Annotated in this window: 12 protein-coding genes and 1 tRNA gene; 11 read left to right on the top strand and 2 right to left on the bottom strand. The window is 71.7% G+C overall.

All coding sequences use genetic code 11. The features are described 5' to 3' along the window. Window positions 1-141 precede the first annotated feature (141 nt). The gene (ychF, locus tag BCF33_RS05975; protein WP_106159957.1) at window positions 142-1,239 is read left to right on the top strand and encodes a redox-regulated ATPase YchF; all 1,098 of its coding nucleotides are present in this window, start codon (window positions 142-144) and stop codon (window positions 1,237-1,239) included. Window positions 1,240-1,347: 108 nt separating this feature from the next. Here ychF and BCF33_RS05970 read toward each other — a convergent pair whose 3' ends face one another. Further along, window positions 1,348-2,376 (bottom strand): L-dopachrome tautomerase-related protein, encoded by a 1,029-nt coding sequence (locus BCF33_RS05970; protein WP_106159956.1) that lies wholly within the window; start codon window positions 2,374-2,376, stop codon window positions 1,348-1,350. A gap of 211 nt (window positions 2,377-2,587) precedes the next feature. On the opposite strand from BCF33_RS05970, the gene BCF33_RS05965 reads away from it, so the two are divergent. From BCF33_RS05965 to BCF33_RS05940, 6 genes are all read left to right on the top strand, one after another. After that, window positions 2,588-3,634, top strand: a complete 1,047-nt coding sequence (locus BCF33_RS05965) for an aldo/keto reductase (RefSeq protein WP_106159955.1) — start codon at window positions 2,588-2,590, stop codon at window positions 3,632-3,634. 48 nt (window positions 3,635-3,682) lie between these two features. Further along, complete coding sequence (locus tag BCF33_RS05960) at window positions 3,683-4,354, top strand: SOS response-associated peptidase (RefSeq protein WP_106159954.1); 672 nt, start codon at window positions 3,683-3,685, stop codon at window positions 4,352-4,354. A gap of 315 nt (window positions 4,355-4,669) precedes the next feature. Continuing rightward, a tRNA-Gly gene (locus tag BCF33_RS05955) sits at window positions 4,670-4,743 on the top strand. A gap of 115 nt (window positions 4,744-4,858) precedes the next feature. Then, entirely contained in the window at window positions 4,859-6,658 is a 1,800-nt protein-coding gene (locus BCF33_RS05950; RefSeq protein WP_106159953.1) for an ABC transporter transmembrane domain-containing protein, read from the top strand. Between the two features lie 80 nt (window positions 6,659-6,738). Next, a complete protein-coding gene (locus BCF33_RS05945) occupies window positions 6,739-7,989 on the top strand; it encodes a sensor histidine kinase (protein ID WP_158259359.1) in 1,251 nt (416 codons plus the stop codon). Window positions 7,990-8,011: 22 nt separating this feature from the next. Further along, window positions 8,012-8,374, top strand: coding sequence for a response regulator (locus BCF33_RS05940; protein ID WP_158259358.1), 363 nt, complete (start codon window positions 8,012-8,014; stop codon window positions 8,372-8,374). Between the two features lie 18 nt (window positions 8,375-8,392). On the opposite strand, the gene BCF33_RS13890 is transcribed toward BCF33_RS05940, so the two are convergent. After that, entirely contained in the window at window positions 8,393-9,550 is a 1,158-nt protein-coding gene (locus BCF33_RS13890) for a sensor histidine kinase (protein WP_146132786.1), read from the bottom strand. A gap of 254 nt (window positions 9,551-9,804) precedes the next feature. On the opposite strand from BCF33_RS13890, the gene BCF33_RS05920 reads away from it, so the two are divergent. The 4 genes from BCF33_RS05920 to BCF33_RS05905 all read left to right on the top strand — a co-directional run bounded on the left by BCF33_RS05920 (window position 9,805) and on the right by BCF33_RS05905 (window position 14,714). Further along, entirely contained in the window at window positions 9,805-11,295 is a 1,491-nt protein-coding gene (locus BCF33_RS05920) for an ATPase domain-containing protein (RefSeq protein ID WP_158259357.1), read from the top strand. Beyond that, complete coding sequence (locus tag BCF33_RS05915) at window positions 11,292-11,696, top strand: response regulator (protein ID WP_106159947.1); 405 nt, start codon at window positions 11,292-11,294, stop codon at window positions 11,694-11,696. The genes BCF33_RS05920 and BCF33_RS05915 overlap by 4 nt, the downstream gene beginning before the upstream one ends. 250 nt (window positions 11,697-11,946) lie before the next feature. Continuing rightward, on the top strand, window positions 11,947-13,842 hold the full coding sequence (locus tag BCF33_RS05910; RefSeq protein ID WP_106159946.1) for an acyl-CoA synthetase: 1,896 nt from the start codon (window positions 11,947-11,949) through the stop codon (window positions 13,840-13,842). A 149-nt stretch (window positions 13,843-13,991) separates the two neighbouring features. Continuing rightward, entirely contained in the window at window positions 13,992-14,714 is a 723-nt protein-coding gene (locus tag BCF33_RS05905) for a DsbA family protein (RefSeq protein WP_106159945.1), read from the top strand. Window positions 14,715-14,778 lie beyond the last annotated feature (64 nt).

Raw genomic sequence — 14,778 nt, 5'->3', positions numbered from 1 at the left:
TGCGCCGTGGCGGAGGCCGCCGCGGTGACCGCCCTCTGGGCTTCTGGCGAGACCTTCGGATGGTGAAGGCCGGGCACGTCGCCGGGCGTTGACCCTTCCGCGCGGCCCGCCCATATCGCGGGCCGCTTCCCGGAGGACCCCATGGCGCTTTCCATCGGCATCGTCGGCCTGCCCAACGTGGGCAAGTCCACGCTCTTCAACGCCCTGACCAAAACGGCTAGCGCGCAGGCCGCCAACTTCCCCTTCTGCACGATCGAGCCCAATGTCGGCGACGTGGCGGTGCCCGACGCCCGGCTGGCGAAGCTGGCCGAGGTGGCGGGGTCGAAGCAGGCGGTCCCCGCGCGAATCCAGTTCGTCGACATCGCCGGGCTGGTGAAGGGCGCCTCGAAGGGCGAGGGGCTGGGAAACCAGTTCCTCGCCAACATCCGCGAGGTGGACGCCATCGCGCACGTCCTGCGCTGCTTCGAGGACGGGGACGTCACCCATGTGGAAGGGCGCGTGGACCCGGTCGCGGACGCCGAGACGATCGAGACCGAGCTGATGATCGCCGACCTGGAGGGGATCGAACGGCGGGCGGCGAACCTCGTCCGCAAGCTGAAGGGCGGCGACAAGGAGGCCAAGCTCCAGCAGGCTCTGCTCGAGCGCGCGAAGGCCGCCCTGGAGGAGGGGCGCCCGGCCCGCACCGTCGAGGTCTCGCAGGACGAGGCGAAGGCGTGGCGGGGGCTGCAGCTCCTGACGACGAAGCCCGTGCTCTACGTCTGCAACGTGGCCGAGGACGAGGCGGGGACGGGCAACGCCCACTCTGCCGCGGTGGAGCGGATGGCCGAGGCCCAGGGCGCCGGCTCGGTCGTGATCTCCGCCCGCATCGAGGAGGAGATCGCCCAGCTCCCCGAGGAGGAGCAGGCCGACTTCCTGGAGACCCTGGGGCTGGAGGAGCCCGGCCTCGACCGCCTGATCCGCGCGGGATACGACCTCCTGGGGCTCGAGACCTACTTCACCGCGGGTCCGAAGGAGGCGCGCGCCTGGACCATCCCGCGCGGCACCACCGCGCCCCGCGCGGCCGGCGTGATCCACGGCGACTTCGAGGCGAAGTTCATCCGGGCCGAGACCGTGGCCTATGACGACTACGTGACCTTGGGCGGCGAGGCCCCCGCCCGCGACGCCGGCAGGCTGCGCGCCGAAGGCAAGGGCTACGTCGTGAAGGACGGCGACGTGATGAACTTCCTCCACGGGGCGTGACGCGGCGCCGCCGATCCGCGGGCATGCCGCCTCACCCCCGCCGAAGGGTGGCGCGGGGGCATCGCCGGCTTCACGATCATGTGCCGGCGGCGGCCGGTCGGCGGGCTCTCACGCGTGATCGTTCGGTGCGGGCTGCCGGCCTATCTCCAGGCGGTAGATCCACACCGGATACTCGACCGCCATCCGCCCGCCGTTGAACCCGGGCGTGCGGTTCTGCTGGGTGGCCGGGATGTAGAGGCAGCCGTCGCGGTGCAGCCACATCGCGTCCGCCCAGATCAGCCGGTCGTCCTGCAGCAGGACCTCCGAGGCGCCGTCCGGCGCGATGCGGATCAACGTGCGCGTGTCGGGCGCGTTCAGGTAGATCGCTCCTTCGGCATCGATGGCCGTGCCGCCGGTGGTCGGGCTGTCGAAGGAGGTCTCGACGGCGGCGGCGAGCGCGTCCTCCTGGGTGCCGAAGTCGTTCAGCAGGTCGGCCGGCAGACGGTAGAGCGGCCCGCTTCCCGGCTGGTAATAGAGCCATTGGCCATCCGGCGAGACCTCGAGCTGGTCGCAATGGACCCGCAGCTCATCGCCCTTCTTCGTTCGCAGGACCGTGCCGTCCGCCCGCATGGGGCGCCGATCCGTCGTGCTCGGGTGCCCGCCGAGCACGCGGCGCATGGCGCCGTCGGAGAGGCGGATCACGATCAGTCCGGGATCGCCGGCGTCGGTGGCGTAGACATGGTCGCCGTTGAAGCGGATGTCGTCGACATAGCTCTTCCCCTTTAGGGCAGGGGCGAGGTCGATCGTCCGTGCGAGCGTGCCGCTCGCCGCCTCGAACGCGAGAAGGCGCCCCCCTCCCTCGACTGCGGCCTCTCCGATCCCGGGCGCCCCCGCGTCTACGATCCACAAGAGCCCGTCGGGCCCGAACCGCAGAGCGTTGACGTTCACGAAGCCGGCGTCGGGGTCGGGCTCCCTCCGCAGGCGGTTCCACGGCTCGTCCGGGAAGGGGACGAGGGCGTCGCCGGGCCCGATCCTCGCCGCCTGCACCCCGCGTCCGTCCGCCGAAGGAAAGCTGACATAGGGGGTGCCGTCCGCATCGAGAGCGACGCCGTTCCAGACGCGCTGGGCCGCCCAGAGCGGCTCGAGATCGGGCTCCATCGCACCCTCCGTCACCGAATCACATCGCTGGGACGGGAACGCGGACGCCGATCACGCGGTTCCGGGCGCTTCCCCCCGCCACCGGCCATGACCCGGAAGGGCCCGTTCGCGCCGCCACGTCCGCCGGACGACCCGGGGCGGGGGCCGCCCGCCCTTCCGCTCGGCGGCGTCCGCCCTATGGTCCCGGCGAACATCCAAGGACGCACCACCTATGAAACGCACCACCCTCGGCCGGTCCGGCATCGACGTCTCCGCGCTCTGCCTCGGGACGATGACCTGGGGCACCCAGACCCCGCCGGAGGACGCGCACGAGCAGATCGACGCCTGCCTCGGCCACGGCATCGACTTCCTCGACACGGCCGAGATGTACCCCGTGAATCCCGTCCGGAAGGAGACTGTCGGGCGCACCGAGGCCATCGTCGGCGACTGGATCCGCCGCACGGGCCGCCGGGACGAGCTCGTGATCGCCACCAAGTGCTCGGGCGAGAACGGATCGTTCGTGCGCGAGGGGCGGATGGTCGACGGCGACGTGATCCGCGAGGCGCTGGACGGCTCGCTCCGGCGGCTCAGGACGGACCGGGTCGACCTCTACCAGCTGCACTGGCCGAACCGCGGCTCCTATCACTTCCGGCAGTATTGGGACTACGATCCGTCCGGCCAGCCCCCGAAGGCCGAGGTCGACGACAATATCGCGGACTGCCTCGAGGCGCTGGACGAGGCAAAGAAGGCCGGCAAGATCCGCGCCTGGGGCCTGTCGAACGAATCCGCCTGGGGCACGACCCGCTGGCTCGCGCAGGCCGAGGCGGGGCGGGGTCCGCGCGTGGAGGCCATCCAGAACGAGTACTCGCTCATGGACCGGCGCTACGACACCGACCTCGCCGAGCTGGGCCATCAGGAGGGGGTGACCCTGCTCGCCTTCTCGCCGCTGGCCTGCGGATTCCTGACGGGCAAGTACGCCGGCGGGGCGAAGCCCGAGGGAAGCCGCGCGGCGATCAACGACGGCCTCGGCGGGCGCTTCACCGACAGCGCCCTCGCCGCCGCGGCGGCCTACGTCGCCCTCGCCCGCGAGATCGGGATGGAGCCGGTTCACCTCGCCCTGCGCTTCTGCCTCACGCGGCCCTTCCCCTGCATCCCCATCTTCGGCGCCACGACGATCGAGCAGCTTCGCACGATCCTCGACTGTTCGGACGACCCGCTGCCGAACGAGGTGATGGACCGGATCGACGCGGTGCACCGCGCCCACCCCATGCCCTACTGAACGGCCGGGCGGCTGCCCTTCGGGGGCGGCCGCGCTAGCTGGGGCGGCATGTGCGGACGCTATGCGATCACCCTGCCGCCAGAGGCGATGCGCGACGCCTTCGACGCGGACCTCGTGGACAACGGCCTTCCGCCTGTCCCCAACTGGAACGTCTGCCCCACGAACCGCATCCCCGCCATCGCGCGGGAGGGGGGCGTCAGGCGCCTGACGGCCTTCCGCTGGGGTCTCGTGCCGCGCTGGTACGCCAAGCCGAACGGCGGCCCGCTCCTGATCAACGCGCGGGCCGAGACGGTCGCGGAGAAGCCCGCCTTCCGCGACGCGGTGCGCGAGCGGCGCTGCCTGATCCCGGCGGACGGGTTCTACGAGTGGACGAAGGACGCGGATGGCAACCGGCTGCCTTGGTGGGTCACCCGCCGGGACGGCGCGCCGATGGTCTTCGGCGGCCTCTGGCAGCCGTGGGGGCGGGACGGCGAGGCGCTCCGCGCAGCGGCCATCGTGACCGTGGAGGCCGGACCCGATGTCGCAGCGATCCACCACCGCCAGCCCCTGATCCTCCGCCCCGGGGACTGGGCCCTCTGGCTGGGCGAGGAGGGGCATGGCGCCGCCGCGCTGATGCGCCCGTCGCCGGAGGGCACGATGGACGCGGTGCGCGTGAGCACGGAGGTGAACTCGAACCGCGCGGCGGGCGAGGGGCTCGTTCGACCAATTAACCCCGCATGATCCGGAAGGCCCCCCGGAAAAAGGAGAGGGGCCGCGCCACCACCAGGACGCGACCCCTACCAGGGAGGTTCAGCGGCGCCGTTCCGATTCCCTCCGGTCTCGCCTCCGTCGGGGGTGCCGCTGGGTAAAGACTAGACCGTTCGGTTCGGGATGTCGCCTCGAAGCGTCACTGCCGCCGCCTCGAAGTGGCGACCCTGCCACATTCGCCGCTTCGGGGTAGGGCGTCCGGCACAAGCGCCTGTCGGCAAGTACCCCGCCCGGGCGGGAGCGGGCAGCTTGCAGCCGGGGGCGGCGAGGGGCTAGAAGCATCCCAGCGCGGGCGTTGTGTAATGGTAAGACCCTTGCCTTCCAAGCAAGAGATGCGGGTTCGATTCCCGCCGCCCGCTCCATTCCAACCTGCTCGCGCGGTCCGGCGCGTCCCTCGCGCCGTCCCCATGCGCGGCCGCGTGATGCATTGCCGGGCCTGACCGCGGCCGTTACCTGCCCGCGGAAGGGGGAAGACCTATGGCCCGATCACCGGAGGAGCAGGACCGCCAGTCCTCGAAGGACCTGAAGGTCCTCGCGGCGCTGGCGCCGTTCATGCGGCCCTATCTCGGGGGCTTCGCGCTGGCGATAGGCGCGCTCGTCGTCACCGCGATGCTGTCGCTGGCGCTGCCGCTCGCGGTGCGGCGGGTGGTGGACGGGTTCGGCGCCGGGCTGGACGCGGCGCGCATCGCGCTGCTGGACCGCTACTTCCTCGCCGCGCTCGCCATCGCGGGCGCGCTCGCGGTGGGGACGGGGCTGCGCTACTACCTCGTCACGCGGCTGGGCGAGCGGGTCGTGACCGACATCCGCAAGGCGGTGTTCGACCGGGTCATCGGCCTCTCGCCCGCCTTCTACGAGCGGATCATGACGGGCGAGGTCCTCTCCCGCATCACGACGGACACGACGCTCCTCCTGTCTGTGATCGGCTCCTCCGTCTCGATCGCGCTCCGCAACGCGCTCCTCCTCGTCGGAGGGCTGGCGCTGCTGATCTGGACATCGCCCAAGCTGACGGCGCTGGTGCTCCTCCTCGTGCCGGCGATCCTCGTCCCGATCTTCACGCTGGGGCGCCGCCTGCGGCGCCTCTCGCGCGAGAACCAGGAGCTGATCGCCGACAGCTCGGGCAACGGGTCCGAGGCGCTGCTGGCCGCGCAGACCGTCCAGGCCTTCACGGCCGAAGGGCCCGTGCGCGGCCGGTTCGGGGCGCTTGCCGAGGCGGCGTTCGGCAGCGCGAGGCGGCGGATCGGGGTGCGGGCCGTGATGACGGTGATCGTCATCTTCCTGACCTTCACGGGCATCACCGGCGTCCTCTGGGTGGGAACGCGCGACGTCGCCGCAGGCGTCATGACCATCGGCGAACTGGCGCAGTTCCTGATCTACGCCGTGATGGTCGCCGGCGCCGTGGCCGCCCTGTCCGAGATCTTCGGCGAGCTGCAGCGCGCAGCCGGCGCGACCGAGCGGCTGGTCGAGCTGATCGGCGCGGCGGACTCGGTCGAGGACCCTGCCGACCCCGTCCCGCTTCCGACGCCCGCCCGCGGCGCGATAACCTTCGACGACGTGACCTTCGCCTATCCCGCCCGCCCCGCGCTGCCAGCGCTGCGGGGCGCGAGCTTCCAGATCGCGCCGGGCGAGACGGTCGCCCTCGTCGGCCCGTCCGGGGCCGGCAAGACGACCGTGCTGCAGCTCCTCCTGCGGTTCTACGACCCCCAGGAGGGGGCGATCCGCTTCGACGGCGTACCCCTGCGGCAGATGACGCGCGCCGCGTTCCGCCGGCGCATCGCCCTCGTCCCGCAGGAGCCGGTGATCTTCGCCGCCACCGCACGCGAGAACATCCGCTTCGGCCGCCCCGACGCCACCGACGCCGAGGTCGAGGCCGCCGCGAAGGCCGCCGCCGCGCACGAGTTCCTCCTGCGCCTGCCGGAGGGATACGACAGCGAGGTGGGCGAGCGGGGCGTCATGCTCTCGGGTGGCCAGCGCCAGCGCATCGCCATCGCCCGCGCCATCCTGCGGGACGCGCCGGTCCTCCTGCTGGACGAGGCGACGTCGGCCCTCGACGCCGAATCCGAGGCCGCCGTGCAGGCCGCCTTCGCGCGCCTGTCGCGCGGGCGGACGACGGTGGTGGTGGCGCACCGGCTGGCCACGGTGAAGCGTGCGGACCGCATCCTTGTCTTCGACGAAGGTCGCCTTGTCGCCGAAGGCACGCACGATTCCCTCGTCGCCGAAGGGGGCCTCTACGCCCGGCTCGCCCGCCTCCAGTTCACCGAAGGCATCGCCGCGGAATAGCCGCGCGGCGTCCATGGCGGGGCTCGCGCCGGCGCACTATCTATGGCATGGGTGACCATGGCCGAGATCGGATGGCAGGGATGAGAGACGACACCCGGGACGGCCCTGCGGCGGGGCCGGGGCCAGCCGAGGAGGTCGCGGCCCTGCGCGCCGAGAACGACCGCCTCCGGCGCGAGCTTTCGGCCGCGCGCGCCACGATGGCATGGCGGGCCGCGACGCCGGACGACCCCGAGGCGGAGGGGGATGCCCCTGCATCGGACGCCCAGGCGCGCCTCGCGCTTCTCGAGGCGATGCTCGAGACCGTGCCCGTCGGCGTCGTCCTCGCCGACGCGCGCGGCCGGATCCTGCACGGCAACGCCTGGGTCGAGCGGATGCTCAAGCACCCCGTCCTGCATTCCGCCGACGCGGAATCCTACGGCGAATGGGTCTCGTTCCATGCGGACGGCCGCCAGGTGGAGAGCTGCGAGTACCCCCTGTCGCGGGTGATACGGGACGGGGTCGACCATTCCGAGATCGACGTGAACTACCGCCGGGGCGACGGCTCGATGTTCTGGATGCGGGTCATCGGCGAGCCCGTCCGCGACGCGGACGGCAACCGCGTGGGCGCCACCGTCGCCCTCGTGGACATCGACGACGAACGGCGCCTCCTCGATGAGAAGGAGACGCTGCTCGGCGAGGTCAACCACCGCGTCAAGAACTCGCTGCAGCTCGTCGACGCGATCATGTCGCTGCAGGCCCGCGCCGCGCACGGCGAAGGCGCAGCGGTGCTGAAGGCCGCCTCGGCCCGTCTGCGGGCGGTGGCCGCGGTTCATGCCGCGTTCTATCACGACGACGACGTCCGCACGGTCGAGTTCGGCGACCATCTTAGGCGGTTCTGCGCCACGCTCGCCGACGGCTTCGACGCCGAGGCGCGCGGCATCGCCCTCTCCGTCGAGGCCGAGCCCGTGACCATCCGGGCCGAGAAGGCGGTGCCGCTCTCCCTGATCGTCAACGAACTCGTCACGAACGCCTTCGCCTATGCCTTCCCCGAGGATGGGGGGGAGGGGGCGGACGCGCCGGACCGCCATGTGCGGGTGTCGCTCGCCCGCGACGGCGAGGGCCGCGTCGCGCTCGAGGTGTCGGACGACGGCACATGGGCCGGAACGGATGGTCCCGGTGGGCCGTTCGGTAACGGGGAGCTTCGGGGTGGTCGGCCCCCTGGGCCGGGCCTTCCGTCCTCGCAAGGGGGCCTGGGCGCGACGCTCGTCTCCACCCTGGCCCGCCAGCTCGGCGCGACCGTGACGCAGGAACGTGAGAATGGTTGGTCTGTCCGCATTGCCTTCGAAGTCTGACGCATCGCGGTCCGCCGATCACGTGGGGGGCATCGACCGTGTCCTGATCGTCGAGGACGAGCTGCTGATCGCCCTCGACGTCGAGCTGACCCTCCAGGCGGCCGGCTACGAGGTGGTCGGCACCGCCGCGCGAGAGGACGAGGCGGTCGCGATGGCGCTCGAGGCGCGGCCCGACCTGATGGTGGTCGACCTGCGGCTCGCGGACGGCGGGTCCGGGCGAAGGGTGGCCGAGCGGGTGCGCGCCGAGATTGACGTCGCTCTGGTGTTCGCGTCCGGCAACCTCGACCCCGCCATGCGGGCCAGCCTGCTGCCGCTCGATCCCCTGGCGACGCTGTCCAAGCCCTACGACGCGACCGAGCTGCTCCGCGTCATCGCCGCGGCCTGAACGGCGGCGTGGAACCCGCTAGGGGGCGGCGTCGGCGGGCCGGGCGATCCGAAGGGTCGCCACCAGCCCCCCTTCGTGGGCCGTGCGCTCGATCGAGCCGCTCACCTGGGTGAGCACCATCTTCATCATGCGCGCGCCGAAGCCGCGTCCCTCGTCCATCCCCTCGAACGGCGGGCCGCCATGCTCGGACCACCGGGCGGCGAGGGTGCCGTCCTCCTCGCTCCAGCGCAGCACGGCCTTCCCCCCCGCGACGGAGAGCGATCCGTGCTTGACCGCATTGGTCGCCAGCTCGTGCAGCACCAGGGCGATCGGCATCGCCCACGTATCCGGGACGAGCGGGACGTCCCCCTCGACCGTGACGGGGTCGCCATAGGGCGCCAGCACCTCCCGCGACAGCATCGCCGGATCGACGGAGGCGTTGTCCGACCTCGCGTCCGCGGTGCCGATCGTGCTGGCGGTCGCCAGCGCGCCGATGCGTTCGCGCAGGATCCCGAAGGCGGCCATGGGATCGTCCTCGTTGCGGGCGGAGCGTTCCGAGATGCCGATCAGGGCGTGCACGACCGTGAACAGGTTGCGCACCCGGTGGCTCATCTCCTGGGCGAGCAGGCGCTGCCGCTCCTTCATCCGCAGGATCTCCTGCCGCGCAGCCGAACGCTCCAGCGCGACGGCGAGCGTGTTGGCGACCTTCAGCATGAAGGTCGCGTCCTCCGGCACGAAGGCGTCCGGCACGGTGCTGTCCGCCTCCAGCACGCCATAGGGCCTGTCGCCGTCCGCGATGGGCACGTTGATGGCGGCCCGCACGCCGTTCTCGCGCAGCAACGACGGGGTGCGGAACTTGGTCTCGCCGCGCAGGTCGTTGGATCGCACCGCCTCGCCCGTGAGAAAGGCGTAGCCCGCCGGCGACCCGTGGTCGGCGCCCAGCGTCGCCTCGCCGACGACGCCCGGCGGCCAGCCCAAGCCGGCGCGGACGAGGAGGTCGTCATGGGCCTCGCGGTAGCGCAGCGCCTTCACGAAGGGCGCACCCACGCCCTCGGCCACCGCCTCGCAGGCGCCTTGCAGCAATGCGTCCGGCTCTTCCGTGCGCAGCGCGAACAGGCCGAACCGCGTCATCGACTCGTGTTGACGCGTCCGGCGCCTATCGATTTCGTAGGCTTCGTCGTTCACGTCCTGCAGCATTCACTGTCCACTCGCCCGTCCATGCTGGCCAGCCGCTGCGGATTCCCCGTCCCCCGAGCGTGCCGATCACGGCATCCCATTCCACCACCGGCAGAAAACCCGACCGCGCCGGGAATCGCAAGATGCAAAGGTGGGCTTGCGCCGCGCGTGCCCGCCGGGGAAGACTGCGCGACACCGCATCCGGCCGCTCGGCGGCGAACGACGATTGGAGCGAGAGCATAAACGACGCGGGCCGAACGGACGACGATGCCGGCATGCACCCCGAGATCGCGCCGATCGAACGGATGGGGACGGGCGTGCCGCAGTTGGACCAGATCCTCGGCGGCGGGTTGGTGCGCGGGTCCGCCTACATCGTCCAAGGGCCGCCCGGCGCCGGCAAGACCATCATGGCGAACCAGATCTGCCACGAGAGGGCGCGGCGCGGCGAGGGCGCGCTCTACCTGACGCTCCTCGCGGAAAGCTTCGGGCGCATGTTCTCGCACATGAACGGCTTCTCCTTCTTCGAGCCGGCCCACATCCCCGACCGCGTCTACTACGCCGGCGCGTACGCCACCATCCGCGACGAGGGGCCGGACGCGCTGATCCGCCTGGTCTCGGCGGAGCTGCGCAAGCGCAGGCCCGCGCTCCTGGTCATCGACGGCCTCTTCGCCGCGCGCGACCACGCCGGGGGCCGCGACGCGGACGCGGCCTTCCGCGCCTTCGTCCATGAGATCGGCCAGCAGGCGGCGCTGACGGAGACGACGATCCTCCTGCTGACGAACCAGTCGCGCGCGTCCTCCTCGCCGGAGTACACGATGGTCGACGGCTGGATCGAGCTCCAGGACGAGCTGCGCGCCGAGCGGGCGCTCCGCACGCTGATCGTCCACAAGCAGCGCGGCTCGGCCTTCCTGCGCGGGCGGCACGAATACCGCATCGGCGAGGATGGCCTCACCGTCTTCCCGCGCCTCGAGACGCAGGCATCCCGCGAGCCGGTGCCCGGCACCTCCGACACGAGGCTCCCGACTGGTGTCGACGCGCTCGACACCATGATCGGCGGCGGCATCCCCGAGCGGTCCTCCAGCGTCGTCCTGGGCCCCACGGGCAGCGGCAAGACCACGGTCGCCATGCAGTTCCTGGGCGAGTGCACGCCCGACGAGCGCGGCCTGTTCTTCGGCTTCTACGAGACGCCCGACAGGCTGGCGCGCAAGGCCACGTCCGTCGGCGTCGACCTCGACGCCCTCCGCGAGAGCGGCGCGCTCGAGGTCGTCTGGCAGCCCCCGCTCGAGAACCTCATCGACGATCTGGGGCAGCGCATCGTGTCGGCGGTGCGCCGCACGGGGGCGCGGCGGGTGGTGATCGACGGGATCAACGCCCTGCAGCGGCCGCTGACATTCCCGGGCCGGATCCATTCGTTCCTGCGCGCCCTCAACGACATCCTCAAGGCCGAGGGCGCGACCACGATCTACACCCGCGAGGTGCCGCAGCTCTTCTTCCCGGAGGCGCTGGCCGTCGAGGAGCTGTCGGGCACGATCGACAACACGATCATCCTGCACTATACGCTCGACGGCAATGCGGTGCGCCGGCGCATCTCCGTGCTGAAGATCCGCGACAGCGATTTCGACCACATCTCGCAGGAGTTCGAGGTCACGGCCGAGGGCATCGTCCTTCGGGACGTCTCCGGCCACGAAAGGCTCGCCGATACCACCACGAGCGCGACGGTCGTCTCGCCCACAAGCGCGTCGGCGGGCGGAGGGCGGGTTCGATGAGCCGGGTTCTTCTCGTCGAGGACGAGGCGGCGGTGGCGCTGCTCGTCAGCATCACGCTGGAGGACGAAGGGCACGAGGTCGTCGTGCGGCCGAACGGTCGCAAGGGGCTGGAGGCGATGCGCGCCGGCGGGTTCGACGTCGTCGTCACGGATTTCATGATGCCGTCGCTCGACGGGGTCGAGATGATCCGCGCCGCGCGCGCCGAAGGCATCGCCATGCCGGTCGTCCTCACCAGCGCGGTGCCCGAGCGCCGCGTCCCCGGCCGCGACGAAGGGCTCTACCAGGGCTTCCTGCAGAAGCCCTACCACGAGGACCGCCTCGTCCAACTCGTCGAGCGGCTCCTCAACGGCGCTGAGGGCGACGACCTGCGCGAAGGGCGCAAGGCGGCCTCCTCGCGCTGATCGGGGGCCGGGCGGCGCGCCGAAGCCCGGCGGCCCCGCGCCCCGCACGGGCGCATCCACGGGCGAATCCGGCGCCCGGGACGCGCCGCGGCCCGCCGCCGTCTCGGCCGCCGACCCCGCCGTGCCTGACGCCGCGTCCGTTCGGCCGGGCACGGATGCCACCACCTTGCCGCGCACCCGCGTTCCAAGGCATCCTCCGCCCCAACGAGAAGCGGCCGCCCGGGGAGGGGTGCCGCCAAGGGAGGAAGCCATGCTCGATTTCAGCTCGCTCGAGGCGCGGGGCGCGATCCAGGACGTCTCCTGGGACGACCAGCCCAAGCCCGCGACTTTCTACGAAATGCTGTCGGAGACGGCTCGGAAGTTCCCGGACCGCCCGGCTGTCAGCTTCCAGCTGACCTCCTCGCTGAAGGACAAGGGCGAGACGGTGACATGGTCGGAGCTGCTGTCGCGCACCAACCAGGCCGCGAACCTCTTCCGCTCGCTCGGCATCGCGGAGGGGGACACGGTCGCCTACGTCCTTCCCAACGCCTCCGAGACGGTCTGGGCGCTCTGCGGCGGCCTCGTGGCGGGCGTGGTCAGCCCGATCAACCCGCTGCTCGATCCCTCGCAGATCGCCGCCCTCCTGCGCGAGACGGGGGCGAAGGTGGTCGTCACCCTGAAGGCGTTCCCCAAGACCGACGTGCCCCAGAAGGTCGCGAAGGCCCTCGAGGACGCGCCGGACGTCCACACGGTGCTCGAGGTCGACCTCCTGCGCTACCTCTCGCCCCCGCGGTCGTGGGTCGCCGGGATGATCCGGCCGAAGAACCCCGTGGCGCACAAGGCCAAGGTGCTGGACTTCAACAAGGAGCTGTCCCGCCAGCCCACCACCCTCACCTTCGAGCCGTCCTCCGAGGACCGGGTCGCCGCCCTCTTCCACACTGGCGGCACCACGGGCATGCCCAAGCTCGCGCAGCACACCCAGTCGGGGATCGTCTACAACGGCTGGCTCGGCGCCGCGCTGCTCTTCAGCGAGGAGGACGTGATCATGTGCCCCCTGCCCATGTTCCACGTCTTCGCGGTGCACGTGATCTTCATGGCCTGCGCCCGCTCGGGCACTCATGTCGTCTTTCCCACGCCCCAGGGCTACCGGGGCGAGGGCGTGTTCGACAACTTCTGGAAGCTCTGCGAGCGATACGGCGTCACCTTCCTGATCACCGTGCCGACGGCGATCTCCGCGCTGATGCAAAGGCCCGTCGACGCGGACCTCTCGAAGATAAAGATGGCGTTCTCGGGCTCCTCGCCCCTTCCGGTCGAGCTCTTCAAGCGGTTCGAGAAGGCCGCCGGGATCGAGCTGCTGGAGGGCTACGGCCTGACGGAGTGCACCTGCCTCGTCTCGATCAACCCCGTGGGCGGCGAGAAGAAGATCGGCTCGGTCGGGATTCCCTTCCCCTATACCGAGGTCCTGATCCTCAAGGATGACGGGACCGAGCCGCCCAGCGGCGAGGTGGCCGAGATCTGCGTGTCGAACCCGGGCGTCCTCGAGACGGGGACCTACACGGACCCCTCGAAGAACGAGAACCTCTACCACACGGTCGGAAACCGGAAGTTCCTCCGCACGGGCGACCTGGGCCGCGTGGACGAGGACGGCTACCTCTTCATCACGGGGCGGGCGAAGGATCTGATCATCCGGGGCGGGCATAACATCGACCCCGCCGAGATCGAGGAGGCGCTGGCCGGCCACGAGGCAGTCGCCATGGCCGGCGCCATCGGCCAGCCCGACGCCCACGCGGGCGAGCTGCCCTGCGTCTACGTCGAGCTGGTCGAGGGGGCTCAGACCTCCGAGGCGGACCTCCTGGCCTACGCGAAGGAGCATATCGGCGAGCGGGCGGCGCACCCCAAGCACCTCGAGATCATCGACGAGCTTCCGAAGACGGCCGTGGGCAAGGTGTTCAAGCCCGACCTGCGCCGCCGGGCCATCACCCGCGTCTACGACGCCGCGCTTGCCGAGGCGGGGCTGAACGCGCGCGTGGCCGAGGTCGTCGAGGACAAGCACCGCGGCCTCGTCGCCCGGGTCGAGAAGACTGGCGAGGTTCAGGAGGGCGACGTCGCCCACACCCTCGGCGCCTACACCCGGCCCTGGGAATGGGCCGAGGGGCAGGTGGCCTGACGGCCCCGGCGCCGCGCCGGCGGACGGGCAGGGGGCGGGCCGCCGCCTGCCCCTGACGCCTGCGTGATCGCGTCTGGCGCCCGGCCGGCAGGCCGGTAGGATGTCCCCGGCCCATGCAAGATGGACTCACGCAAGACGGAGACGCCCCCATGATCCGACGCACCGCCCTCGCCCCGCTCCTCGTGGGCGCCGCCCTCGCCGCGCCCGCCGCGGCGCAGGAGCTGACGGAGGAACGGGTGAAGGATCTCGCCCTCGAGGCCATCCTCGAGAACCCCGAGGTCGTGATGGAGGCCGTCGCCATCCTCCAGCAGCGCGAGGCCGCCGCCGAGGAGGCCGCCCGCGCCGAGGCCGTGTCGGACCTGTCGGACGACCTCTTCGGCGGCGAGGACGCGCCCGTCCTCGGCAATCCCGACGGCGACGTCACTGTCGTCGAGTTCTACGACTACAATTGCGGCTTCTGCCGCCGCGTCGCCCCCACGGTGGAGGCGCTGATCGCCGCCGACCCGCAGGTGCGCGTCGTGATGCGCGAGTTCCCCATCCTCTCGGAGGAGAGCGTGGCCGCCGCGCGCGTCTCGCTCGCCGCGATGGGGCAGGACGGCTGGACCGAGATGCACAAGGCGCTGATGGACGGCGGCCGTGCGGACGCCGCCGCCGCCATGGCCGCCGCCGAAGAGGCCGGGATGGACCTCGACGCCATCGAGGCCGCCTTGGCCGGCGGCGCGGCGGACGAACACATCGAGCGGTCCCGCGCCCTCGCGGACGCCTTGGGCATCGGGGGCACGCCCGCCTTCGTGATCGGCGACCGCGTGATCCCCGGCGCCGTGCCGCTGGAGGAGCTGGAGGAGGCCGTGGCGAACGCGCGCGAGGGCTGACACCGCGCTCGGGGCGGCCGCCGAAGGCGCCGTTCCGGACAGCACCCCGGGCGAGCGAACGGGG

It is taken from the genome of Hasllibacter halocynthiae (assembly GCF_003003095.1).
GTDB classification, from domain to species: Bacteria; Pseudomonadota; Alphaproteobacteria; order Rhodobacterales; family Rhodobacteraceae; genus Hasllibacter; species Hasllibacter halocynthiae.
This window is presented reverse-complemented; position numbering and strand designations above follow the sequence as displayed.

Bases quoted from the DNA above. Each gene is read 5' to 3' on its own strand.
- BCF33_RS05960 (WP_106159954.1), top strand. From the start codon at position 3,683: ATGTGCGGACGCTATGCGATCACCCTGCCGCCAGAGGCGATGCGCGAC.
- BCF33_RS05945 (WP_158259359.1), top strand. From the start codon at position 6,739: ATGAGAGACGACACCCGGGACGGCCCTGCGGCGGGGCCGGGGCCAGCC.
- BCF33_RS05965 (WP_106159955.1), top strand. From the start codon at position 2,588: ATGAAACGCACCACCCTCGGCCGGTCCGGCATCGACGTCTCCGCGCTC.
- ychF (WP_106159957.1), top strand. From the start codon at position 142: ATGGCGCTTTCCATCGGCATCGTCGGCCTGCCCAACGTGGGCAAGTCC.
- BCF33_RS05970 (WP_106159956.1), bottom strand. From the start codon at position 2,376: ATGGAGCCCGATCTCGAGCCGCTCTGGGCGGCCCAGCGCGTCTGGAAC.
- BCF33_RS05915 (WP_106159947.1), top strand. From the start codon at position 11,292: ATGAGCCGGGTTCTTCTCGTCGAGGACGAGGCGGCGGTGGCGCTGCTC.
- BCF33_RS13890 (WP_146132786.1), bottom strand. From the start codon at position 9,550: ATGCTGCAGGACGTGAACGACGAAGCCTACGAAATCGATAGGCGCCGG.
- BCF33_RS05920 (WP_158259357.1), top strand. From the start codon at position 9,805: ATGCACCCCGAGATCGCGCCGATCGAACGGATGGGGACGGGCGTGCCG.
- BCF33_RS05910 (WP_106159946.1), top strand. From the start codon at position 11,947: ATGCTCGATTTCAGCTCGCTCGAGGCGCGGGGCGCGATCCAGGACGTC.
- BCF33_RS05950 (WP_106159953.1), top strand. From the start codon at position 4,859: ATGGCCCGATCACCGGAGGAGCAGGACCGCCAGTCCTCGAAGGACCTG.
- BCF33_RS05905 (WP_106159945.1), top strand. From the start codon at position 13,992: ATGATCCGACGCACCGCCCTCGCCCCGCTCCTCGTGGGCGCCGCCCTC.